Genomic DNA, 25728 nt, shown 5'->3' on the forward strand with positions numbered 1-25728 from the left:
GGCTAAAGCCCGACCCTATTGAACAGATACTTTTACAAATTATAAAACGGTTACCACATCATTTACAACGGATCTACCGGTGGAGTTTCCGGCAGTCCGCTTGGGGTGTCGTAGATGATGTAATCGTTGTATTTGGCTTCGTTGGTTTCGTAGAAAATATCTTTACCGATGCCTGTATATTTTGTGAGCAGTTGATAAAGTTTGTTGAGTGCTTCTATCCGACCTTCTGCGGCGACATCCCGATCAGAAACACCTTGGGCTTGTGCGTCTATAGCGACATCCAGAGCATTGCGTTGGGCAATAAGCGTTGCGATTTTCTCTGAAGTAAGACCTTCGTCCGAAAGTTCGGTAAGGTATTTCTCTGCCGTAAGGCTCATGATCTTGGCAACACGCACAATCTCTGCATCGCTATGCTGACTGAGCCCGGCGTCACCAAACTCCTTGTATTTGGCACTGTAGAGCCCGAAAACATTTTCAGCCCTATTAAAAATACTGCGCATGGTTTTTTCAAGGGCGTTTCTGGCGGCATCTTTTTTTTCGGTAAGATTCATTTTGATGGCTTCCAGCTGTTCATCGTTTGGGAAATTGTCTACCGTGTTTCTTGCGGTTGTCAGTTCAGCCTTTTTGGCGGCGTTGTAGCCACGGTCTGTAAATTCGGCGATGTCTCTGTCGATTAAAGCGATCAATTCATCTGCTTTTTGTTTCAGAACAGCATCTGACATATTGAAGTCACGTATTACCTGATTTTTTTTCATAATGGTATTGATTTTTTGTGTTAAAAATATAATTGAAGTCTAATGTATATGGATTGTTGAATAAATTCATTTTTCTCAAAAGGCTGTAAAGTATTGTAAAATAACAAATTGTACTTGATCGGCTCTTCGGACTAGTTGATTGCTTCTTCGGACTGGTTGATCGCTTCTTCGGAACGGTTGATTCTCTCTTCGGACGGGTTGACGGACTCAACGGAACGGTTGATTGCCCTTACAAAACACTTAAACGCCCTCACAAAGTGGTTGCTGATCTCAACTGAATGCTTGAATGCCGTTTCTAAACGGTTGAAGCTATCTTCAAACTCCTTGAACGATCTAACGTAATACTTTACCGGCTTTTGAGTTCAGTACGTTGTGGATTACAATTGAGGTTTTTATGGAAACCGGTAGTGCCGGAAGCCTGCGCATGAACTGCGGGATTATTTTTATAGATCATCATTTTGTTTTTTTGTTGTTCTTACAGCAAATATAAAAATATTTTTTAACAGGATGGGATTGAGATCTCTATTTCTTTATATGGAAAAATGAGAATGAAGAAATTAATGCCTGAACATATTATTTACTTAAGAATTACATGCGAGATGCTTTTTGCATAAGGCTAAAAAATAACTTCTCAAGTTCTCAATACAAAATTATTCTTCTAATAATTTTTACTCGAACAGACGGAGTTTAAAATGCAGTCATATTATTTACCTTTTGGGAAGCCTTAAAATTTCTTAAATAAAATTCTTTTTTTAATTAAATTAAATTTGATTGAGTCAAATATCCAGTACACTTCTTTGATATACAGATGATTTAATTTTTAACAAAAGATTATATTTTATGTTGTGGTTTTGTAACCTTCTTATCAATAGTTTTGTCATACTATTAAAAAAGACTAATGACAAAATTTCTATTCCCGCTGTTTTTGTTCTGTACAGCAATCGTTTTTGGACAAACCCAGTTGAAGGTTTTCAATAAAGCCGACAAGCAACCGGTTTACAATGCCGCCGTTTATTGTGATGATGCCCTCTTGGGAAAAACGGATCTCAATGGAGCTTTATCTTTTAAAACGAAATGTAAAAAAGTTGAAATCCTGGCCAGTAATTTTGAAGATGTAACGGCAGATGTAAGGAAAAACATGGAAATTGCTATGCAGCCTTTATCAGAGAAAAGGGGAAATATTGACCGCGTGGTGATCAACGATAAAAGTGATCCCAGAGCACTGAAAATTCTCGACGAGCTTAATAAAAGGGCCAAAGAAAACTCTCCCAAGTCCCTGGAATCTTACAATTTTAAGTCGTACGCCAAATATTCCATTGATCTGGACAAAGATTCCATTGATATTTATAAAAACTTTTTAGCCACAAGAAAAGACTCGCTATCGAAGGTCGATCATAAAGATTTTAAGCAAAAAGACAGTGATAAAAAGGATTCCTTGATTGCGGAAGATTTTGTAGAAGCATCGACGGAAGGCCAGATGTTCCTTTGGGAAAAAGCCACAGAATACAAATATTCTAAAAAATACGGTGAGAAAACCAATATCATCGACAATAGAATGTCAGGTTTTAAAAATCCGATCTATGAAGCGCTGGCGCTCAATGTTTCGAATCTCGACAGAACACCGAGACAGCTGAGACCGGAAAACAGAAAGCTGTTTAATTATTACCTTACCGACACGATACAGCTTGACGGAAGAAAAACATACGTCATCAAGTTTAAAGAGATCACCGATAAAAAGAAGCAGAACCCAAGAAAATTCAACGGGAAAATCTATGTGGATGCCGACAGCTATGCCCTGAAAAAATTTGAAAGCACCAGCAAAAAAAGGAATGAAGGCAATATTGTCTCGGTCTGGAAGCCCATCAACAACAAATGGTTCCTGGATTATGAAGACCTGAGACTTAAAATGGGTGACACAAGCTTCGACACGTCAAAAAAAGACAGTATAAAAACAGGTGAGCCAAAATACAACAAAAAGAAATTCGGCAATTACCTGTATGTAAAAAACAGGTTCTTCGATTTTGAAATCGACCAGCCTCAGAAAGCCTCTGACTTTAAAGGCTATTCCCTGGAAATGAAAAACTCCGACGGAAGCCTGCTGCAGCAATACAGAACCGACAGCCTTACCACAAGAGAAAGCAATACCTACACGAAGATCGACAGTTTTGTGCAAAAACATGATTTTGAGAAAAAACTCAATACTTTGACCCAGCTTTTAAGAGGAAACCTTCGTTATAAAATGATTGATTTCGACCTTACTAAATTCATCAGCTATGATAAATACCAGGGAATACGCTTGGGAGCAGGGGTAAAGCTTAATGAAAAATTCAGCAAAACATTTTCTCCTGACGGATATTTCGGGTACGGATTTAAAGACCACCGCTGGAAATACGGACTTGGGCTGGATGTAAAACTGTCTGACAAAAGAACTTCCGTCTTCCGTGTTGAATATGTGGATGATGTGTTTGCTGCCGGAAGATTCAGCAACCATATGTGGGATATGATGATGAAATTATCGGATATGAACCTCGATCTTCATAATTCAACGTTTTACAGAAATCAGCGGTACGGAGCCTCTTTCCTGTATGATATTTCCAATTCATTAAGTATGAAAATTGCGGTGAACAAAGAGAAACAAAATGCTCTTTTTGATTACCAGTATAAAAATATGGGAAGCAGTTTTGACAATACGAATGCCATTTTATCTTTAAAATTTGCGCCTAACGATAAAAATATCATGACCCCTTCCGGGAAATATACGTATGAAAAAGGATATCCACAGGTGTTTTTAAATTATGAAAAAGGATTTAAAACCTTAGGCGGAGATTTAGATTATAACAGACTTGATGCATTAATCATTCATCAGTTCAGATCAAAACTGGGTTATACCAACATTAAGCTTTTCGGTGGAATCTCATCGGGAACTGCACCAATCTGGAAGAACTTTGAAATTGCCGGACAGAATGATGCAAATATCGACCACTGGTATTCGAATATAAGTACCCCTTCCAATTTCGGATTTGCCACCATGCCTTCGGGAACTTTCTTTGCCGATAAATTTGCAGGTTTTAAAATTTCGCAGAGCCTTCCTTTCCGGTTTAAAACGTTGGGTAAAAGATATTCAGATATCGAATTGGAATATCAGTCGGCCATCGGTGATTTTAAAAATGCAGGAGATCATCAGTTTCAATTCCGTGCGTTGGATCACTACTATCAGGAGGCCGGTGTGATGTGGAACAGATTTTTAGGAACCAGATTCGGTGTAGGCTTTTCCTACAGGCTGGGATATTACCAGACCTCAGAATTCAAAGAAAATATGGGGATCAAGATAAAGTTTAATCTTTTGAACTAATTGAGTGACATTAAGAATTTAATATTAAAAAAATTAAAAGACGAAATACCAGATCCCGGAAATTCCGGGATTTTTTTGTGATTGATAATTCTTATGAAAAATGCAGTGAATATCAATGGGTAAAAACTTTTCCAGGACAATAAATATCATTAATTTTGGCAAGTTTCTATGAATAGGATTGTCGTGTTTATATGTTTCTGGATGTACATTTTTGGTTTCTCACAATCGAAAGTAACTTCTATTGAAGCAGTCGTAATTGAAGACAAAAGCGATCCCAGAGCCCTTGAAATCCTGAAAAAAGTCAATCAGCTGTTCCGGGAAAACTCTCCAAAAACCCTGGATTCCTATTCTTATAAATCTTATGAGAAAATCTCTCTGGACATTGATGAAGACAGCATTACCCAATACCAACAGTTTTTTGAGAATTCCGCTTTTTTCAGGAAAAAAAGAGAAAAGGATTCACTGAATAATGTATCTGCCAGAAAGATATTTTCAAAGAGTAAATTATTTTTATGGGAAAGAGCGCAGGAATTTTTATACTCAAAAAACTATGGTGAAAAAATCAATATTCTGGACAACAGAATTTCCGGACTGAAGCAGCCGATCTATGAATTGATTGCCCTTCAGCAAAGTAATCGTGATCAGCTTCCCGCCCAGCTAAGACAGGAAAACAGAGGATTATACAGATTCTTTTTAACCGACACTATTGAAATGGACGGAAGAAAAAATTTTGTGATCCGCTTCAGGGAAGTCAACTATAAAAAACCGGATAAAAAGCGAAAATATAACGGTGCGATTTATATTGACACTGATACTTACGGCATAAAGAAAATCGAAAATTTCAGCAAAAACAAAAACGACGGTATTATTACAAGCACCTGGATCTATTTCAACGGCAAATGGTTTCTCGCTCATGAAACCGTAAAGCTCAAGATGAGTAATATGGTGATGGAAGAAGATAATAAAGAATACCCTGACGAAAAACACGAGAAAAATAAGAGACAGAGTTTCGGCACTTATGCTTTTCTGACTTCGCACTATTTTGATTATAAGTCGCCTGCTGAAAATGATAAAAATGACTTTAAAGGATATACTTTTTCCGTAAAAAATATTGGGGGAAAAACACTGGATCAGTACAGGACAGATCCTTTAACAGAAAGAGAAAGGAACACCTATAAAACCATTGACAGCCTTGGAAAAATATACAATATCGACCGGAAAGCAAGAGTGTTAGGAGGCTTGTTATTAAACGGGCAGATAAAAGTTGGCGTTGTGGATTTTGCGGTGGATGAAATTATTAATTACAATTTATATGAAGGTTTCCGGGTCGGTTTGAAAGCTAAACTTAATGAAAGTTTCAATCCGTATTTTTCTCCTGATTATACTTTTGCCTATGGTTTTAAAGATGATAAGTGGAAATACAGAATCGGACTTGATATTAAAACAACGTTGGAAAAAGATTCCTATTTCAGGGTTGATTATTATGATGATGTGACCGCTTCCGGAGAATTTTACAGAAGACTTTGGAATTTCAAGATGAGAATGGCAAACTATGGGAATAATTTGAATAACGACCGTTATTATCATTACAGGGGTGGTTCCATTTCTTATTTAAATGATGTAACGAATGGATTAACATTGGTATTTGCGGCGAGAAAAAACCTTGAAGAAGCAATGTTTGATTATTCTTTCCGTGGGAAAGGCTCCTCTTTTGACAATTTCAACACATTATTTACTTTAAAATATTCTCCGAATTCTACCAACATCATGACGCCTCAGGGGAAATCCCTGATCGACCAAAAATATCCTGAACTGTATTTTAATTATGAGCAGAGCTATAAATTGATTGGCGGAGATTTTAATTATACGAGATTTGATGCGCTCATTGTACACAATTTTAAAACGATGCTGGGAACCACGGGCTTCCGGCTCTACGGAGGAATGGTCTTTGGGGATGCACCGATCTGGAAAAATTTCACTATGAACGGACTGGCGTCACCGAGAAGGGATTTTAATTTTAACCTGACTTCATTTCTCGGCTTTGCCACGTTGGAGGGCGGGAAATATTACAATGACCGCTTCGTCGCCTACTATTTCACGCACAAGCTTCCTTTATATTTTAAAAGTTTCGGGCAGAATATCTCAAGTTTTGATTTTGTGTTGAGGGGAACTATCGGAAATATGGCGCATCCTGAATATCACCAGTTTAAGTTCAGGCCGCTGGACCATCTGTACCAGGAAGTTGGCCTTGAATGGAACAATTTTCTTTCAACCTATTTTAATCTTGGACTATTTTACAGGGTAGGCTATTATACCACCCGGAATTTTAAGCAGAATTTTGCGGTTCAGTTTAAATTAAAACTTTTGGAATTTTAATCAAAAAAACAATACAACCGATATGCAAAAAATCGAAATAAAAGCAGAGCAGTTTTTTGAACTATTAAAGTTGAAAGATACTTCGATGTGGGAAATTTTCGCACAGATGATCAGCGAAAACGAGAAGGAAATTATTTTTTTAGATAACGAAGGCAAAATACTTTTCAACTATATTCTTCCGCAGAATCAGGAAAAGCTGGAAGAAGACAGAAAAGAATTCTCGAAGCAGTTTGCGGATAAGCTTTCGAATCTTAATTGAGCTTGAGCGTGGGAGGGTCTGAGGGTTGGAGAGTAGGAGTGTTTTAGCGTGAGAGAGTATTAGAGTTTTAGAGTTTAGTGTAGAAGCGTTTAATCTATTATTTAAAAATTTTATTATAGATACCACAACTGTCTGACTCTTTCGCATACGCTAAAATCCTGTCACACTAAAACACTCCCACGCTCAAACTCTATTACTTCTAAAAAAATCAACCGTTTTCCTGGCTTCTGCCGCATCATGAACGCGTAAAATCTTCGCGCCTTGCTGTAGAACTTTCAGATGAAGTTTCTGGGTTTCTTCATTAATGTCGAGAGGAGATTTCCCCAAAGGTTTATATATAAAAGATTTCCTTGAAATTCCAATCAATAAAGGAAATTTACCAAACCCAAGATATTTTATTTCATCAATCATTTTCATCTGATCTTCCACAGTTTTTCCAAAGCCGAAACCGGGATCAAGAATAATATCAGTAACACCTTTACTTAATAATTCGTTGGTTTTTTCAGAAAAATATTTGTTAACAGAAAGAACAATATCATCAAATTTTATTTTATCATGCATGGTTTCATACGTAGAATTTACATGCATCAGAATATAGGGAAGTTTTGTTTTGGCAACGGTATCAAACATTTTATCATCATAATGCCCTCCGGAAATATCGTTAATGATATCAATTCCTTCATTAAAACCATATTTTACCGTTTCTGAGTAGAACGTATCCAGAGAAATCAATGCTTCGGGAAATTCTTTTTTAATTAAAGAAATGATATTGCCTATTCTTTTGATTTCTTCTTCTGCACTCAGAAATTCAGCGTGAGGACGTGTCGACTGTGCACCAATGTCTATAATTCCCGCTCCTTCTTTCAGCATTTCATGGGTTTGTTCTAACGCCGATTTCTCGGTATTGAATTTTCCACCGTCAGAAAATGAATCCGGTGTAAGATTGAGAATTCCCATAATCTTCGGTTCCGAAAGATCTACCAGCCTTCCGTTACAATTGATTGAATGGAAAGATTGAGGGTTTAAAGAACCTGAGAGTGAAGATACTTGCAAGCCTGATAAATTCTGATTGGACATAACGACAATTAAACTGAAAATTTATTGTACAAAAATAAAACAAAAGAATAAAAATGCTCTTATTCAAATGCGTTATTCAAAAAAATCCAATCTTCCTTGTGTTCGGCTCCGCTTTAAACCACTTCCACCCTTTTACAATCAAACTCTCCAAACAAAAAACTAGGCCCTGATTTCTGCTACCTAAAACCTAATTCGTATATTTGAAAGATTAAGAGAATTTATGTCAGAAACATCAGTACAGTTTGAGAAAATTATCAGTCAGTGCCGTGAGCTTTTCAGTAAAAAATTACAGGATTACGGCCCGGCGTGGAGGGTTTTACGACCAAGCTCTATTACAGATCAGATTTATATTAAAGTTAACAGAATCCGTACCCTGCAGATGACCGATAAGAAAATGGTGGATGAAAGTGAAGAGGATGAATTTGTGGCGATTATCAATTATTCGATTATTGGCCTTATCCAGCTTGAAAAGGGCTTTTCAAATGATTTTAATGAAAATAACGAAGAGATCCTCAAACTTTATGATCAATATTCTACTGAAGCCAGACAATTGATGGAGCGAAAGAACCATGATTACGGAGAAGCCTGGAGAGATATGAGGATTTCGTCGATCACGGATCTGATTTATCAAAAAGTTTTAAGAACAAAACAAATTGAAGACAATCAGGGCGTAACGGTTGTTTCTGAAGGTCTGGATGCCAATTATTTTGATATGCTGAATTATTCCGTTTTCTGCCTCATCAAATTCTCTGAAAAAGAAAACAAGCTTGAATCTAAAAACTAATTATATGATCAAAGGTTTATTACGTTTCGTTGTTGCAGTGATTTTCATCCTTTCGGGATTTGTAAAAGCGGTAGATCTGGTCGGTTTTTCTTTTAAAATGGAAGAATACTTCTCTCCTGCGGTCTTCAATATGCCTTTCTTTGAAAAATTTGCGCTGCTATTTTCAGTGATTGTTGTAATTCTGGAACTTCTGCTCGGATTCATGCTTTTGCTAAAACTCAGGCTTAAATTTACCCTTTCAGCACTGATTGCACTTTGTGTTTTTTTTGGTTTTCTCACTTTCTATTCTGCTTACTTCAATGTGGTGACGGATTGCGGGTGCTTTGGAGATGCTATTAAATTTACGCCTTGGCAAAGTTTCATTAAAGATATTGTACTTCTGTTCGCTTTAATTCTTCTGTTTACCCTTTACAGGAAAGAATTTAAGAAAAAAGACACGTACACTTATAACGAGAAAAAAGAGTCTAACAAATTCAGATATATACTTTTAGCTATATTTTCCCTGGTAATGATAGGTATTGGCACTTATGGGATTTTATACGAACCTGTAATTGATTTCCGCGATTATAAAACCGGAACAGATCTAAAATCGGAGAAAGAAAAAATCAATAAAACCCCGTCTGAATATAAAACTTTTTATTCCCTTAAAAACCAGAAGACAGGAGAAATACTGAAAGTAAATCAGGATGATTACATTAAAGAAACAAAATACTGGGCAGAAGGATCGCCATGGAAAATTGAAGAAGGAAAAAATGAATCTGTTTTGGTAAAAGAAGGCTATAAGTCGGAAATTGTTAAATTTAAAATTGAAGATCCTACCGGGATGGATGTGACTGAAGAAGTGATCAACGCGCCAAAAGCAATTCTTGTATTTTCTTATCATCCAAAAGAGGTTTCCCCGGAGTTACTGAAGCAGGTAGAAGCTAAAGTAAAAGCACAGAAAGCCAATGTTGTGTACGGTGTATCAACAGATCCGAACACCTTTAAAACCATTAAAAATATGATGATGGACGGTACTGCCATTAAGACGATCGCAAGAAGTAATCCATTTGTTCTTGTTTTACAGAACGGAAAAATTGTTGATAAGCAGCCGGCAAAGGAATACATTAAATAATTCTTTAGCTAAAATTTAAACACTAACTTTTATTATATATTTACTCATGCAGAAATCAAATAAACCGATTGCCGGATACCATTTATTGATGATATTATCTTCGGTAGACGGAGAATTTGCTCCGGAAGAAGGAATGCTTGTACAACAATATCTGGCAGACGAATTTCCTTTTAAAATGGATCTTGATAATGAGCTTGAAACCATCGCTTTGCTGAAGCCCGAAGAATGGAAAGGACATTTCGAGTTCCACGCTAACTGTTTTTACGATGATTCTACGGAAGAAGAACGCTTGAATTTTATTCAGTTTGCTAAAACTTTAATCAAAGCCGACAACAAGGTAACCGACGAAGAGCATACATTCTATACTCTTTTGAAAAACATCTGGAATATTAATTAACTAGGAAATTATTTTTTTTTAATTTCTAACTTACACTTTCTAAAATAATAAGAAACTATGAGAAGAAAAATAGTTGCAGGAAACTGGAAAATGAACAAAAATGTAATTGATGCACAACAGTTGATGGTTCAGTTACTAAGCTATAAAAACAACAATACGACCAACTGCGAAGTATGGATTGCACCACCGTCTTTGTATTTAATGATGGCGAAAGATATCTTCGAGAAAGATGAAATTGGTGTCCTTGCACAGGATATGAGCGAGCATGAAAGCGGAGCTTATACAGGCGAAATTTCTGCCGATATGCTGGAGTCTATCGATGCTGCAGGTTCTCTGATCGGGCATTCCGAGAGAAGACAATATCACGGTGAAACAGATTCTCATTGCAATAAAAAAATAAAACTGGCTTTGGATAAAGGTCTTATCCCGGTGTATTGTAATGGTGAAACGCTGGAGCAGAGAAAAGCAGGACAGCATTTTGAAGTGGTTAAAAACCAGACTGAAGTTGCCCTTTTCACTCTTTCTGCTGAAGAAATCAAAAAAGTAGTGATCGCTTACGAACCGGTTTGGGCTATCGGAACAGGTGAAACAGCAACTCCTGAGCAGGCACAGGAAATCCACGCCCATATCAGAAGCATTATCGCTGCAAAGTACGGACAGGAAATTGCGGATGAAGTTTCTATTCTTTACGGAGGTTCCGTAAAACCTGATAACGCGAAAGAAATCTTTTCACAGCCTGATATAGACGGAGGATTGATCGGAGGAGCTGCTTTGAAACTGGAGGATTTTTCTAAGATTATTGAAGCTTTTAATTAATTTAGATTTAAAATATTTTTATAGAGATCGTCTTTTGGACGGTCTTTTTTGTTTTTTAAATTCCCACGGATTTCGCAGATTTTCACAGATGATTATAATAATATTTTTTTGCGGATTGGGACAGGAGATAAAAACAAAAGGGGCGGCATCTTCGATGCCGCCCCTTTTTACAAAATCTAATTATTGAATATCGACTACATACATAGTTCCTTTATCCTGTTTTCCTGTTTTAGGAAGGATTTTCGTTTTCGGATTTCCGTTTCCGTCGTCGGTAACACCAAAATCATCGTCATTAAAAACCGCCAGCTTGTTATTTCCGAGATAAACAATCCCTTCAAATTTATCATGTTCATACCCTATTTTGGCAACAAGATCTACGGCTAATGTTTTGGTGACAGGCTGATATCCTGCCGTGGCAATTTCAGCCCAGGTACATTCCTCAAGCGCTTTTCCATTAATTTTCATTCCGTCTACAGCAGCAGGATCTGTTCCTGATACATCGGAAGCATTGGTTATATTAATCCTGTAGACCTTCTTCAATCCGCCTGCAGAACCAAAGTTTCCATCTCTTTCGATCACCAGAAATTCAGTATTGCTGATCGGCGTAATTTCACATACAGAGTCTGAAGCACCGCCATCCTGCTTGTATAAAAATTGTTTGGTTTTTCCTGTTGCAAGGTCGAAGGTCACAATTCTCGTGAGTGTTTTATTGGTCGCCAGAGTTTTAGTCGGAACATACATAGTAGACTGCATCGTTCCTACCAGTATTTTTCCGTCGGGTGTCATGCACATTCCCTCCATTCCGCGGTTCGGGCGTCTTTTTGCAAAAACGGCCGGAAGCTTTCTGGTACCGGTATTTACACCGATAGGGCTGATTCTCTCCAGTTCTACTCCATCTGCATTGTAATGAACGATATGAGGACCATATTCATCAGAAACCCAAAACGTTCCGTCTGCAGCCGCTACGATACTTTCGCTATCCAGTCCGTAATTATCCGTTCCCAGCACGCTTCCATCTACAGCATAAGCGATTTCTCCCGTACTTCCCATTCCTGCGGGATTTGGAAGACCGGTGATAGGTTGGCCGGAAGGATTTTTAAGTTTAATATATTTAATGACTTCAATATTTCCGTCTGCATTGATTTTAAAATGCATAATGGTGGGTGTAAAGTTCGGAGTCAAAATCTTGATGCCATTAGAATACGCGACATTCGGGCCACGATCGGTGATCAAATAGAATTCACCTTTTCTCGTAGGATGCGCTGTTGCACCCGAACCGAAACCTCCGCTAATTACATTCACGCCATTAAGAGTTGCCAATGTGGTGAACGGAAATTCCTGTGGAAGTTTAGAATAATTAATATCCTGATTGTTTACATTATCCTCATTATTGTTACACGCTGTAAGAGCGGCAATTGTCAACAGAGGTAATAAGAATTTTTTCATGCTTACTTTTATTGTACGCGAAAGTAGCTATTGATTGTAAACTTATCTTGAATGTAATAATAATTGTATTTTAAATATAAAAAAGACCCGGATCATTTTCCGGGTCTTGATAAGTTTAATGATGTTTCATTTTATATGGTCTGTTCTTCATGTTTTCCTTCCTTGATCTCTTCTACCATTTTGGCATTGAACGCAGGAAGATCTTTAGGGGTACGGCTGGTTACAAGCCCATTGTCTACCACTACTTCGCTGTCTTCCCATTGGGCCCCAGCGTTTTTAAGATCTTTGCTGATGGAATTAACGGAAGTCATATTTCTTCCCTCTACCACCTCAGCATTGATCAGAATCTGAGGACCATGACAAATAGCTGCCACAGGTTTCTGCTGCTGAAAGAAATCTCTTACGAAAGACAAAGCACTTTCATTTGTTCTCAGTTGATCTGGGTTAATTACACCGCCAGGCAGTACCAGCGCGTCGTAATCTAAAGCATTGGCTTCGTCTAATGTTTTATCAACCGGATATTCTTGTCCCCAGTCTTTTTCAGCCCACGCTTTGATTGCTCCCGATTCCGGACTGATGATGTGTGCTGTCCAGCCTTGCTGTTCTAAATATTCTTTTGGAGATTTTAATTCGCTTTCTTCAAAACCGTGTGTTGCTAAAATTGCAATTTTCTTTGACATAATTTTTATGATTTAAGTGTTATGCCATTTTAAGTGTAAAAATGGTGCCGTTAATGTCTGTTCAACTGATAAAAATTGTTAAAATATGCTTTAATGGCTCTGTAGATTTTACTTTTGAAAACTTTGGGTAGACACTAAAGGAGCTAAGGTGATGCCACTTAGGCAGCTAAGCGGATAATCCTTAGGTAGAGGAACAGTAAAATCATAAACATGTATTTATCTGAGCTATAGCATTAGAATATAAATAGCGTCGGGCTTCAGTCATATTCAAATAAGAATCAGCATATGAGCTTTTAGCCGAAATTTACAGTAAGTTTTGGCTAAAGCCTGGCTTTTTCTTAATTCATCCCTATTGAATACAAACTTCTCTTACCTGAACTAAGATTTATAACGATAATGGCTACCCTAGCCCGGATTGCAGCAATTGTCTGAGCTCATTTGATTATTTTCGGGTTGCGGCGGCTTTGCCGCCGCAACCCGAAAATAATCAAATAGCGAGTGCGGAAAGCCGGAAAAAGCTTCAAATAGAAAATAAATATTGCTTTTCGATGTAATCAAATTGCTCCTTAAAAAAAATACAATATACAATTCGACGAAGTTAAAAAAGCTGCTGATAAAAAATAAAAAACCGCACCAAAAACTGATGCGGTCTATTTCATTTCTCCACGAGAAGAAATTATTTTTTGTCTTTTGATCTCTGTAAAACTTCGTCTACCATTCCGAAACCTTTGGCTTCTTCGGAGGTCATCCAATAATCTCTGTCTGACGCTTTTTCTACCCATTCAAATGTCTGGCCGGAATGCTCGGAGATGATTTCGTACAATTCTTTTTTAAGCTTTAACATCTCTCTCAGGTTGATTTCCATATCGGAAGCTACCCCTTGTGCCCCTCCTGACGGCTGGTGAATCATCACTCTTGAGTGTTTCAGGGCTGAACGCTTTCCTTTTTCACCGGCAACCAGCAGAACAGCTCCCATGGAAGCAGCAATTCCAGTACAGATCGTAGCAACATCCGGCTTGATAATCTGCATCGTGTCATAAATTCCTAATCCAGCATACACGCTACCCCCCGGAGAGTTGATATAGATCTGAATGTCCTTTGAAGGATCCGCACTTTCCAGGAACAGAAGCTGTGCGGTTACAATATTGGCAACCTGATCGTCGATCCCTGTTCCAAGGAAGATGATTCTGTCCATCATCAGACGAGAAAATACGTCCATCTGTGCCACGTTTAATCTTCTTTCTTCCATGATGTATGGCGTAAGATTCGTAGGACCATACATTCCCATATACTGATCGGTAGCCAGACCGCTGTTTCCTAAATGCTTTACAGAGAAATCTCTGAATTCTTTTTTAATGTCCATATTTCTATTATGTATTATTAAATTTTACGAAGTTTAAATTACAACTTTTATTCCTAAAATATTATAGGACTTTTTGTCACAGACTTTTTTTAAACAGAAAATAATTGAACGTTATCTGTCAGAATAAATTCCTGTAATTGCTGAATAATTCAGAATTTTGGATAATTCGACTGATACAAGGGTAAGCATCTGGATTTTTTTGATCAGCTCAAAATATTTCCCTTCATCAGAATCTGCATGGTCTGCGAGTTCTTTTTTAGTTTTTAAAATTAAAAAATTAACGTATCGGAATTTATGGATGAGGATATCACCGGCAACCTGTTCGGGAATTTTATCTCCATAATTGGGTGAAAAGATATTCCGGGTTGCCCAGTCATTCAGTTCGCTGTATATATTCATGGAGTTGACTGCCGCTTTGCTGAGCTCCTCATCCATCAGTCCGAAAAAGAAATTCCCCTTCCTAAGCTCTTCCTTTTCAATTCCTTCTTTAATGTAATCTACAATTTTTTTATTGAGCTCCACCTGAAATTCATAACCGTCTTCTTCGAAATGATGAAGGATTTCTTCTATGACAGTGATTTCGTAATTCTGTTCATCAGGAGTTGTTCGCTGTAAAATCACATCACCATAATTCAGCATATGATTGATAAGTTCATTCTCCAGCTTTGTGACATTAAAAATAATAGGATCTACCTGATCTCGCGGCTCTTCAACGATCTGAAGTTTTGCAGGCTGCTGTGCATCAGTTCTGGCCTGGGTTTTCTGGGTCTGATTCTGAGTGATCTGCTTCTGAACATCCAGTTCATTAAAAAGACTCTGCTCTGACAATCCGAACTTGTTGGAAACTTCTTTAAGATAAACTTCCCTTTTCAAAGCATTCTGAACAAATGATACCGATTTTACGATATCGCGAATCGCTTCAGCTTTTTTGATAGGATCATTTCCGACTTCTTTCAGGAGAATTTCTGCCTTAAAGTCGATAAAATCCATTGCCTGATTTTCAATGAATTTTTCAACATATTCCTGCGGATGCTTTTTGGCAAATGAATCGGGGTCATCACCATCCGGAAACAGCAATACCCGGATGTTCATTCCTTCGGTCAGTAACATATCAATACTCCTGAAGCTTGCTTTGATTCCCGCATTATCGCCATCGAAAAGAATAGTAACGTTTTCCGTAAGTCTTTTGATCAGCTTGATCTGCTCGGTAGTAAGTGAAGTTCCGGAACTTGCGACAACATTCTCGATTCCCGACATGTGAAGCGAGATCACGTCCATATAACCTTCCACCAAAAGGCATATATTTTTTCTTGAAATCGCCTGCTTACCTTGGTTTAATCCATAAAGGACATTGGATTTATGATAAATTTCAGTTTCGGGAGAATTGAGGTACTTAGCCGTTTTTACATTATTCTTAAGAATTCTGGCTCCAAAACCTAACACTCTTCCGGAAAAGCTGTGAATCGGGAAAATCACCCTTTCACGAAAACGGTCAACCCCGGAAGGTATATTTTCCGGGAAAATGGAAAGTCCTGACTTTTCGAGAATTTCCTTTGCATAACCTTTTTCCAATGCATATTCTGTGAATGCATTTTTCTTTTCAGGAGAATATCCGAGCTGGAATTTTTTAATGATATCATCCCTCAGTTCCCGTTCTTTAAAATAGGAAAGACCGATGGATCTGCCTTCATCCGAATCCCAGAGTATTTCCTGGAAATAATTATTGGCCACTTCATGGATCTTGTAAAGGATATCTCTTTCGGTGTTTGCCTGTTTGGCTTCTTCTGAAAACTCGCGCTGATCTTCCTCAATCTCGATTCCGTATTTTTTTGCGGCATGGCGAAGCGCTTCGGGATACGTGAAATTTTCAATTTCCATGAGAAAGGAAATCGCAGTCCCTCCTTTTCCTGTCGAAAAATCTTTCCAGATCTGCTTACTTGCAGACACCACAAAACTCGGTGTTTTCTCGTCATGAAACGGACTGAGTCCTTTATAATTAGACCCTGCCCTTTTCAACTGCACATATTCTCCCACGATCTCTTCTACCCTGATCGTGGAAAATATCTTGTCTATGGTCTGTTTGGAAATCATGATGTAAAAATAGGTATTTTAAGAAGAATTTCGACACCTATCATGAAACGTATTAGAAAGAATATTGCTAAAATTTTGATTACTAAATCACTTACATTATCTATTTTTGCATTAAAATAAAGGTATGCAGTTTACAATAAAAGATATCGACGACTGGCAGGAGATTGTTGACAAGATCGCTCCCGAACTCAAATATAATATTCTACTTTTAAAAGGTAATCTCGGGGCAGGAAAAACAACTTTCACTCAGTTTCTTATGAAAAAGCTGGGAAGCGGAGACGAAGTCAACTCGCCTACCTATTCTATTGTTAACGAATACAGTACACCCAAAGGAAAAGTGTATCATTTTGATCTTTACCGTTTAAAAAACATCGATGAAGTGTATGATATAGGCATTGAAGAATACCTTGATAACGCTTTTTTATGTATTATCGAATGGCCGGAAGTGTACGAAGATGAACTTTATGGACTTAAATTCCACGAAATGAACATCATAAATACCGGTGAAGATAGAGAAATCTCATTCGACTAAATATTATGTATCTTTGTTTCTGAAATTGAATGTAAATAACAGTCTGTAAGAATTTAATTATTTAAGGATGAGTACTACAAATATTTTTACTCCTTTTACCGAAGAGGAACTGATGCCGAAAGAAGAAAAGCTTGAAGTCATCAAAAAAGGAAAACAGTTCAGCATAGGAATCCCCAAGGAAACTTCTCTGAACGAAAGAAGAGCTTGTATTACACCGGATGCTGTACAGGTTCTGGTAGAAAGTGGTCATGAAATCATTATAGAATCCGGAGCTGGTGAAGGCTCTTTTTTTACAGATCTGCAATACTCTGAGTCGGGAGCAAAGATTACCAATGATCCGAAAGAAGCATTTTCACAGGACCTTATTCTGAAAGTTAATCCGCCTACGGATGAAGAAATCGACTATATGCGTCCCAATACGTATCTTGTATCCGCGCTTCAAATCAATCTGAGAGATAAAGATTACTTCCTTAAACTGGCCGAGAAAAAAGTAAATGCCATTGCTTTTGAATTTATCGTCGATGAATACAAACAACTGGCTTTAGTAAGGTTGGTGGGCGAAATTGCGGGAACAGTTTCCATTCTTTATGCTTCGGAACTCTTAGCTTTATCAAACGGACTGATGCTTGGGGGAATCACTGGAGTAAGACCTGCCGAGGTCGTTATTCTGGGAGCGGGAATCGTAGGAGAATTTGCTACTAAAGCAGCCATTGGCCTTGGTGCAAGTGTAAGGGTTTTCGACAATTCATTATCCAAGCTGAGGAGGCTTCACACTTTAGTAGACAGCCGAGTCCCTACTTCCATTATTGATCCTAAAGAGCTTAAGAAAGCATTACGAAGAGCCGATGTAGTAATCGGAGCCTTACCAAGACTCAATATGACACCGATCGTGACCGAAGATATGGTCATGAAAATGAAAAAAGGCAGTGTAATCATCGATATCACCATCGATAACGGAAAAGTGATCGAAACTTCTGAGCTTACCACGATGGAAGATCCTTACATTATTAAACATGGCGTGATCCATTGCGGACTTCCGAACCTTACTTCAAGAATGCCGAGAACAACCACAAAAGCCATTTCAAACTTCTTTCTTTCCTATATTTTGCACTATGACGAAGAAGGCGGTTTTGAAAACATGCTGGTCCGCAAAAATGAAATGAAACAAAGTCTTTACATGTACAAAGGCCGACACACAAAGAAAATCATCTGCGACCGTTTCGGGCTTACTTACCATGATATCAATCTTTTAATCTTCTAATGAAAAAACTGAAATTCTATATGATAGGTCTTATTCCGGGACTTATTATCGTATTTTTTATCTTAAACAAAAAAGGCGCTAGCTGCAGCGGATATCTTCCCAACAGCCGTGTCATCGCAGAAACATTATCGAAAGATTTTACCTATTCTGACCAGTTTAAAGCTGAAATGTCCGCATTGAATGTTAATGAAAAATTTCTGAAAGACAGCATTATCACCAAAGGAACCATCGATTTCGACAGAAGTCACGCCCAGAAGAAACCTTGTCCTGATTATCTTTTGATATACCCGAAAAAAAATCCCGCTTATGAAATTACATTTGAGAAATGTGAAGAAAAGGCAACAATGATATCCTTGAAGAAGATGAAATAATACATCGAAGGCCCAGCATGACTTTTTGCTGATACTAAACGATTGAAAGAAAATACGTTCTGAAACTATGGAAGGCAATTACTACATGATTCATGATTATCTGATATTCATCGGGGTTTTTGCCATTTTCTTTTTTCTGACGGTAAGTATCTATTTGTTTAGTCAGAACCAAAATTTTAAACTCAGAAATGCCAGACTTTCGGAAGCTAATAAAATGATCGAGCAACGGCTGAATGAAGTTCAGCTGGAGCATATCGGCACAAAGCTTAATCCGCATCTTTTTAAAAATATTTTAAATTCTGTTCAGTCGCATGCCTATCAGACGTATATGTCACTCGATAAGCTGGCGAATGTTTTAGACTATATTTTATACGAAAGCAACAACAAATTTGTAAGTCCAAAAGAAGAACTGAATTTTGCCTTAAGTCTTATAGAAATCAACAAAATAAAGGTCAATCCACTTTTTGATTTCAGAATTAAATCTAAAATTGATAAGTCTGATATTCTTTTTGAAGAGAAAGTTTTCGCACCGCTCATTTCTGTTGATCTGATTGAGAATGCTTTTAAACACACAGACTTTCTCGCTGAAGATTCGTTTATTTCCATTCAGCTGGAACTGCAGCAGGGTATTTTTTCAATGAAAGTAAGTAATAAAGCTTCGCTTAAAAATGTTCTTGAGAAAGAAAAAAGCGGATTCGGAAGTCAGTCTCTGGATCAACGGCTGAAAATGATCTATAATAATTACTATTCCCTTCACAAAAGTTCAAAAAACGGTATTTTTATAGCAGAACTAACCATTAATCTCGGAGATTTTTATGATAAAATGCGTTATTCTTGACGATGAATTACTGGCCATCAGTTATCTGAAACTTCTTTGTGAACAAATAGAAGGTGTAGAAGTAATAAAGGCATTCAATGATCCTAAGGTCTTCTTAAAAGAAATCGGAAATATCGACTGTAATGTCTGCATTCTTGATATTGAAATGCCGGGAATGAATGGTCTTCAGGTTGCCGAACTGATTTCAGATACTAAGAAAATCATCTTTACAACGGCTTACAAAGAATATGCTGCCGAAGCATTCGACCTCAATGTAGCAGATTATGTGAGAAAGCCAATTAAAAAGGAAAGACTGATTCAGGCATTTGAAAAAGCTAAAGAACTCGTTCAGCATACACCCAAAAAAGATTTTATCGAATGGAATACTAATATTGGTAAAACAGTAATATTTACAGACCAGATCGCTTATATCAAAACTTCCGAAATAGATAGCCGTGATAAAGATATTATCCTGAAAGACGGCAGCAATCTTGTTTTAAAAAATCTCAACTTTAAAAGCTTATTGGAGATGCTCCCTGCAAAGAATTTTGCGCAGATAAATAAAAAAGAGATTATTGCATTATCTGCTGTTAAAGTATTTTCAGCTAACGAAATTATCACAACAATTTCCATAGAACACGACGGCTTTCTGAAGCTTCAGATCGGAGAAACTTATAGAAAAGTACTTTCGGATCTATTAAGCAGATAGGTTTCGCTGCATAATTTATTGCTTTCATTACATTTGAGGAAGAATAGTATTTATCATAACTATATTCTTATCAATTTTGCATAAAATACCGGAATTTATGAACTTGGGCAAATACAGAAATATTATTTTCTACATCGCTACCATTGCTGCGTTTTCTTTTTTGATATACATTTTCATCATCGAAGGGCAAACGCTGGAAGCCGGAGAGAATATTATCATCAAAACAAATAACAGCTCTACGTGGGATAATTTTTTAGAATCTTTCAAAACAAATTTACATCATCCCCTGGCATTGCTGCTGGCTCAGATTGTGACCATTATTCTTGTCGCAAGACTCTTTGGATGGATCTGTATAAAAATAAAACAACCTTCGGTAATCGGTGAAATGATTGCGGGGATCGTATTGGGTCCTTCTTTATTAGGAATGTATTTTCCGGAATTCTCAGCTTTTCTTTTTCCGAAAGAATCATTAGGAAATTTACAGTTTCTGAGCCAGATCGGTCTTATTCTTTTCATGTATATCGTAGGAATGGAGCTGGATTTAAGCGTATTGAGAAAAAAGGCACATGACGCTGTGGTCATCAGCCACGCCAGTATTATCATTCCTTTTGCGTTGGGAATAGGTTTATCGTACTTCATTTACAAGGAATTTGCTCCGGACGGAATTCAGTTTACCTCGTTTGCCTTATTCATTGCGATTGCGATGAGTATTACTGCATTTCCTGTACTGGCAAGAATCGTTCAGGAAAGGAATCTTCAGAAAACGAAACTCGGCACTGTCGTTATCACTTGTGCCGCAGCCGATGATATTACAGCATGGTGTATTCTGGCAGCGGTAATCGCTATTGTAAAAGCCGGATCTTTTGCCAGTTCGATTTATGTGATTATAATGGCAATAGGCTATGTATTTTTAATGATAAAGATCGTAAGGCCTTTCTTAAAAAGAATCGGAGATCTTCAGGCGGGAAAAAACACGATCAACAAACCGATGGTCGCTATCTTTTTTTTAACATTAATACTTTCAGCGTACACTACAGAGGTTATCGGTATTCATGCGCTTTTCGGAGCTTTTATGGCCGGAGCCATCATGCCTGAAAATGCAAAATTCCGGACTATGTTTATTGATAAAGTAGAAGACGTTGCGTTGGTGCTTTTACTTCCTTTATTCTTCGTATTTACCGGGCTTCGTACACAGATAGGGCTGTTGAATGACGAACACCTCTGGATCACGGCAGGATTTATTATCCTTACCGCTGTAGTGGGAAAGTTTGCAGGAAGTGCATTAACCGCTAAATTTTTAGGCATCAACTGGAAAGAAAGCCTTACCATCGGAGCATTGATGAATACAAGAGGTTTAATGGAATTAATCGTTTTAAATATTGGCTATGATCTGGGAGTTTTAAGCCCGGAAATCTTTGCAATGATGGTTATTATGGCGCTATTTACAACGTTTATGACAGGGCCGGCACTCGATTTCATCAACTTTATTTTTAAATCTAAAAAAGCGGAGGAAGAGAATAAAGACCACAACGACGCTAAATACAGGGTTTTACTTTCTTTTGATAATCCCGAATCCGGAAGTACACTGCTGAAGCTTGCTCATGACTTCACCAAAAAAATGAATGCCAATAAAAGCATCACCGCAATGAATATTGCCCCGGTAAACGAAATGCATGCGTATGATATTAATGAATATGAAAACGAACAGTTCAGAAATGTAATCGATACTTCTCAGGAACTGCAATTGAAAATCACGACTCTTTTTAAAGCATCAACAGATATCGAAAGTGATCTTACGAATATTTCAAACAAAGGAAACTATGATCTTCTGCTCATCATGCTTGGAAAATCAATGTACGAAGGAAGTTTACTCGGAAGACTTTTAGGTTTCACCACCAAAATAATCAATCCTGAAAAACTTCTGAATACCGTAAAAGGAAAAGGAAATATATTTAACAACTCTCCTTTTGACGATTTTACCCTGCAGATTTTAGATAAAACTAATATTCCGGTCGGTATTATGGTGGATAAGAGCTTTACTTCTGCCGACAAAGTATTCGTTCCGATTTTTAATCTGAGTGATTTTTATCTTCTTGAATATGCCAAAAGACTGATCAACAACAACAATTCTCAAATCATTATTCTTGATGTGGCCGGACAGATCAGGAGCAATATTGAAGTGAAAGAACTCATCAGAAGCATCGAACAGGTAGCACCCAATCACATCACTTTATACAACGAGAAGAAAATTGAGAAAGATTTTCTGACTTCTCAGGACCTTATGCTCATCAGCAGTAAAAGCTGGAAAAACCTGATCGACACCAAAAGTCTTTGGCTTTCGGATATTCCTTCAACGCTGATCATCAGTAATCCGTAATAATGTGAATGGTGAATTTTAAAAGTCAATTAACTTCGTTGTCAATTAGCTTTGCAGTGAATAATTTCATGTGAATTTGAAGAATTGACAATTGACTTGCGAAGCAAAATTCACCATTCACTTTTTAAACCAATTAAAAAAAATTCTCTATCTTCGCTCTGTGATTATAAACATCGGAACATATTATTACGGAATTTTTAGCTCAAACATGGGATAAGGATTTCGTTGTACAGATACACATAACCTCGTCCTTGGGCGGGGTTTTTTATTTTAAAATTTAAAAGATGAGAATAAGTATTATAGGCGTAGGATTAATCGGAGGTTCGATTGCTTTAAAACTAAAACAAAAAGGCATCGCCGAATTTATTTACGGGATAGACAATAGCACGGAACATCTGAACGAAGCTTTAGAGCTCAAGATCATTGATGCTAAAGCAGACCTTGAATATGGGATCAGCAATTCCGACTTAATTATTCTTGCGATCCCGGTGGATGCAGCTAGAAAAATCTTGCCCAAAGTGTTGGATCTCATCTCGGAAAACCAGACCGTAATGGATACCGGCTCTACCAAAGCAGGAATCGTAAACACCGTAAAAGGTCATTCCAAAAGATCACGGTTTGTAGCGTTTCACCCCATGTGGGGAACGGAAAACAGCGGTCCGAAGTCTGCCGTTTCAGAGAGTTTTTCAGGAAAAGCGGGCGTGATCTGTAACCGCGAAGATTCTGCTGAGGATGCCCTGAAATCAGTTGAGAAAATTGCAGAAAGCCTGGATATGCACCTCATCTACATGAATGCGGAAGATCATGATGTACACACCGCATATATTTCCCATATTTCACACATTACCTCGTATGCACTGGCGAATACCGTTTTAGAAAAAGAACGTGAGGAAGAAACGATTTTCCAGCTGGCAAGTTCGGGGTTTTCAAGTACGGTGCGTCTCGCGAAATCGCATCCCGAAATGTGGGTGCCTATTTTTAAACAAAACAAAGAAAATGTTCTCGATGTTTTGAATGAGCATATTTCACAGTTAAGAAAGTTCAAATCAGCCTTAGAAAAAGAAAATTATGATTATCTGGAAGAGCTGATCTCCAATGCCAATAAGATCAGAGGAATCCTGGATAAATAAATATAAACAACCAAAGTACAACAAAACCCGAAAGCAGTAGAGCAATACTCGAGGGAAGTAAGACTTTACCCAAGGTAAGTACGATTATACTCAAGGTAAGTAGGCTTTTACCCGAGCGCAGTAAGCTTCTACTCAAGGTCAGTGAAGCAAAACCCAAAGGAAGTAAAGCAATACCCGGCAGCATTAAAATAAAATGTAAAGCCAATACATCTGCAAAAGACGGGAAGCAACTACAGATTATAGCATAAGTACTGAAAAAAAATTATCTTTACTTCAATTTTTAGGAGCATATACTACCCTATTGCCCCATTTTAAATTTATATATTAACTATGAAAACTAAATTTTTACTCTTTTTAAGCTTCCTGATAACTATTTCACAGTCTCTTTTTTCTCAGAATATTGCCGGATCATGGAAAGGAGATCTTGATATTCAGGGGAGCAAGCTTCCTCTTATTTTTAATATTTATCAGGAAAACAATACTTATAAAGCCACTCTTGACAGCCCGCTGCAAGGTGCTGAAGGTATTCCTGTAGATAAAGTAGTTTTTACCAATAACGATTTGTCTTTGGATATATCCAGCATAGGTGCCACCTATAAAGGGAAGTTTGAAAACGGAAAATTCTCAGGAAATTTTGTTCAGATGGGAAAAACGTATTCATTGATTCTTGAAGTGTATGATAAAAAAAACAGTAAGGATTTACTGCCTGAAGGCCTGAAACTATCCGAAAATATAAACGAAAGCTTACAAAAAATCGACAGCTTTCTTTCTTATCTTGAAAATAATAATGCAGAAGCAGGCGAAATCTCAATTTTTAAAGACGGAAAAGAAATTTACAAAAGAAATTTCGGCGAAACCAAGCTTCCTCAATCTCAGAAAGGAAAAGAAACTTTCCAGATCGGCTCTATTACTAAATCAATGACGGCCATGATGATCTTTAAACTGATCGAAAAAAACAAACTTGACCTTAATGATAAGCTGTCAAAATTTTATCCTAAAATCCCGAACGCAGAAAAAATAACCATCTCCCAAATGCTGAGCCACACCTCAGGACTTGGCGATTACGTTACCGGCAAAGATACCATGAAATGGCTTACGGAGAAAGTTTCAGAAGAACAGATCATGAATCATATTATTGAGCAGGGATTTTTGTTTGAACCCGGAACAAAAACACAATATTCCAATTCCGGCTATTATCTTCTGGCTAAAATTTTAGAAAAAATAAGCAAAAAGTCGTATGCGGAAAACCTGAAAGAAACTTTCGCTACTCCATTACAGCTTACCAATTTTTATACGGCCAGCCAGAAACCTACCAATGTTTTTCTTCCATACAACTATGCCAACCGATGGGAAGCGGTAAAAGATTTTGACTTTAATAATGTTGTTGGTGTGGGTGATATCGCAACAACACCGACCAATCTGAATATTATCATCAATGCATTATTCGAAGGCAAACTTGTTTCCAAAGAAAGCCTTTCTGCAATGATGCCAAGAGATGATAAATTCGGAAGAGGACTTGCTATTGTACCGTTTAACACCAAAATTTTCGTGGGTCACAGCGGCGGAACGTACGGAACCAATTCGCTGATGATCTACAACGGTGAAGATGATTTGTCAATTTCCTATTCATTGAATGCGGATCGTGTAGGAGCCAATACTTTCGTTATTGATATTCTGAGTATTTTGTATAATAAGCCATTTGAGATGCCGTCTTTCGGTCCGGAAATCAGCGCCGCAGATTTGCAGAAATATGTTGGTGAATACACCTCGAAAGCACATCCTCTGGGACTTAAAATTTTTATAAAAAACGACGGATTATTTGCTCAGGGAACCGATCAGCCCGAATTCCCCCTGGAATATGCAGGAGATCATCAGTTTAAATTCGATAACTACGGCGTGAAAATCAGGTTTTATCCTGAAAAGCAGCAGATGGAACTGCAACAAAATGGCGGTACGTTTTTATTTGATAAGAAGAAATAAAAGAACAAATCCTTAGAAAACAGTTATTCTAAGGATTTATT

At 37.5% G+C, this 25728-nt stretch carries 21 protein-coding genes; 15 read left to right on the forward strand and 6 right to left on the reverse strand.

Annotated elements, in window-relative coordinates; all coding sequences use genetic code 11:
* Positions 1 to 62: 62 nt before the first annotated feature.
* Positions 63 to 755 carry a hypothetical protein gene (locus tag ACWNCI_RS08260; protein ID WP_449387946.1) on the reverse strand — a complete coding sequence of 231 codons (693 nt, stop codon included), beginning with the start codon at positions 753 to 755 and terminating at the stop codon, positions 63 to 65.
* An 898-nt stretch (positions 756 to 1653) separates the two neighbouring features.
* On the opposite strand from ACWNCI_RS08260, the gene ACWNCI_RS08265 reads away from it, so the two are divergent.
* The 3 genes from ACWNCI_RS08265 (at position 1654) to ACWNCI_RS08275 (ending at position 6742) form a co-directional block, all read left to right on the forward strand.
* Positions 1654 to 4107 carry a DUF5686 family protein gene (locus ACWNCI_RS08265; RefSeq protein WP_449387947.1) on the forward strand — a complete coding sequence of 818 codons (2454 nt, stop codon included), beginning with the start codon at positions 1654 to 1656 and terminating at the stop codon, positions 4105 to 4107.
* 168 nt (positions 4108 to 4275) lie between these two features.
* Entirely contained in the window at positions 4276 to 6483 is a 2208-nt protein-coding gene (locus ACWNCI_RS08270; protein ID WP_449387948.1) for a hypothetical protein, read from the forward strand.
* Positions 6484 to 6505: 22 nt separating this feature from the next.
* Entirely contained in the window at positions 6506 to 6742 is a 237-nt protein-coding gene (locus ACWNCI_RS08275) for a hypothetical protein (protein WP_346984682.1), read from the forward strand.
* Between the two features lie 183 nt (positions 6743 to 6925).
* On the opposite strand, the gene folP is transcribed toward ACWNCI_RS08275, so the two are convergent.
* Complete coding sequence (gene folP, locus ACWNCI_RS08280) at positions 6926 to 7699, reverse strand: dihydropteroate synthase (RefSeq protein ID WP_449389487.1); 774 nt, start codon at positions 7697 to 7699, stop codon at positions 6926 to 6928.
* Positions 7700 to 8039: 340 nt separating this feature from the next.
* Between folP and ACWNCI_RS08285 the strand changes: the two genes are divergently transcribed.
* From ACWNCI_RS08285 to tpiA, 4 genes are read left to right on the forward strand one after another with little or no spacing between them, the layout of a single operon-like run.
* Positions 8040 to 8603, forward strand: a complete 564-nt coding sequence (locus ACWNCI_RS08285) for a DUF1599 domain-containing protein (protein WP_449387949.1) — start codon at positions 8040 to 8042, stop codon at positions 8601 to 8603.
* A gap of 4 nt (positions 8604 to 8607) precedes the next feature.
* On the forward strand, positions 8608 to 9717 hold the full coding sequence (locus ACWNCI_RS08290; RefSeq protein WP_449387950.1) for a BT_3928 family protein: 1110 nt from the start codon (positions 8608 to 8610) through the stop codon (positions 9715 to 9717).
* Positions 9718 to 9763: 46 nt separating this feature from the next.
* Positions 9764 to 10114 carry a TerB family tellurite resistance protein gene (locus ACWNCI_RS08295; RefSeq protein ID WP_449387951.1) on the forward strand — a complete coding sequence of 117 codons (351 nt, stop codon included), beginning with the start codon at positions 9764 to 9766 and terminating at the stop codon, positions 10112 to 10114.
* A gap of 57 nt (positions 10115 to 10171) precedes the next feature.
* Entirely contained in the window at positions 10172 to 10930 is a 759-nt protein-coding gene (gene tpiA / locus ACWNCI_RS08300; protein WP_346984678.1) for a triose-phosphate isomerase, read from the forward strand.
* A 180-nt stretch (positions 10931 to 11110) separates the two neighbouring features.
* On the opposite strand, the gene ACWNCI_RS08305 is transcribed toward tpiA, so the two are convergent.
* The 4 genes from ACWNCI_RS08305 to dnaG form a co-directional block, all read right to left on the reverse strand.
* A complete protein-coding gene (locus ACWNCI_RS08305; RefSeq protein WP_346984677.1) occupies positions 11111 to 12376 on the reverse strand; it encodes an esterase-like activity of phytase family protein in 1266 nt (421 codons plus the stop codon).
* Positions 12377 to 12507: 131 nt separating this feature from the next.
* Positions 12508 to 13056 carry a type 1 glutamine amidotransferase domain-containing protein gene (locus tag ACWNCI_RS08310; protein WP_449387952.1) on the reverse strand — a complete coding sequence of 183 codons (549 nt, stop codon included), beginning with the start codon at positions 13054 to 13056 and terminating at the stop codon, positions 12508 to 12510.
* Between the two features lie 676 nt (positions 13057 to 13732).
* Complete coding sequence (gene clpP, locus ACWNCI_RS08315) at positions 13733 to 14419, reverse strand: ATP-dependent Clp endopeptidase proteolytic subunit ClpP (protein ID WP_042720891.1); 687 nt, start codon at positions 14417 to 14419, stop codon at positions 13733 to 13735.
* Between the two features lie 111 nt (positions 14420 to 14530).
* Positions 14531 to 16510 (reverse strand): DNA primase, encoded by a 1980-nt coding sequence (dnaG, locus tag ACWNCI_RS08320; RefSeq protein WP_449387953.1) that lies wholly within the window; start codon positions 16508 to 16510, stop codon positions 14531 to 14533.
* A gap of 124 nt (positions 16511 to 16634) precedes the next feature.
* On the opposite strand from dnaG, the gene tsaE reads away from it, so the two are divergent.
* From tsaE to ACWNCI_RS08360, 8 genes are all read left to right on the forward strand, one after another.
* Positions 16635 to 17042: a tRNA (adenosine(37)-N6)-threonylcarbamoyltransferase complex ATPase subunit type 1 TsaE gene (gene tsaE, locus ACWNCI_RS08325; protein WP_449387954.1), complete on the forward strand. Its 408-nt coding sequence runs from the start codon at positions 16635 to 16637 to the stop codon at positions 17040 to 17042.
* Positions 17043 to 17109: 67 nt separating this feature from the next.
* Positions 17110 to 18303, forward strand: a complete 1194-nt coding sequence (locus ACWNCI_RS08330; protein ID WP_042720888.1) for an alanine dehydrogenase — start codon at positions 17110 to 17112, stop codon at positions 18301 to 18303.
* A complete protein-coding gene (locus ACWNCI_RS08335; protein WP_449387955.1) occupies positions 18303 to 18674 on the forward strand; it encodes a hypothetical protein in 372 nt (123 codons plus the stop codon). Before ACWNCI_RS08330 ends, ACWNCI_RS08335 begins: the two co-directional genes overlap by 1 nt.
* A gap of 67 nt (positions 18675 to 18741) precedes the next feature.
* Positions 18742 to 19512, forward strand: a complete 771-nt coding sequence (locus tag ACWNCI_RS08340; RefSeq protein WP_449387956.1) for a histidine kinase — start codon at positions 18742 to 18744, stop codon at positions 19510 to 19512.
* Positions 19490 to 20200, forward strand: coding sequence for a LytR/AlgR family response regulator transcription factor (locus ACWNCI_RS08345; RefSeq protein ID WP_449387957.1), 711 nt, complete (start codon positions 19490 to 19492; stop codon positions 20198 to 20200). Before ACWNCI_RS08340 ends, ACWNCI_RS08345 begins: the two co-directional genes overlap by 23 nt.
* Positions 20201 to 20303: 103 nt before the next feature.
* Positions 20304 to 22577 (forward strand): cation:proton antiporter, encoded by a 2274-nt coding sequence (locus ACWNCI_RS08350; RefSeq protein WP_346986642.1) that lies wholly within the window; start codon positions 20304 to 20306, stop codon positions 22575 to 22577.
* 284 nt (positions 22578 to 22861) lie between these two features.
* Entirely contained in the window at positions 22862 to 23707 is an 846-nt protein-coding gene (locus tag ACWNCI_RS08355) for a prephenate dehydrogenase (protein ID WP_449387958.1), read from the forward strand.
* Positions 23708 to 24037: 330 nt separating this feature from the next.
* Positions 24038 to 25687 (forward strand): serine hydrolase domain-containing protein, encoded by a 1650-nt coding sequence (locus ACWNCI_RS08360; RefSeq protein ID WP_449387959.1) that lies wholly within the window; start codon positions 24038 to 24040, stop codon positions 25685 to 25687.
* Positions 25688 to 25728: the final 41 nt, after the last annotated feature.

It is taken from the genome of Chryseobacterium lineare (assembly GCF_977014045.1).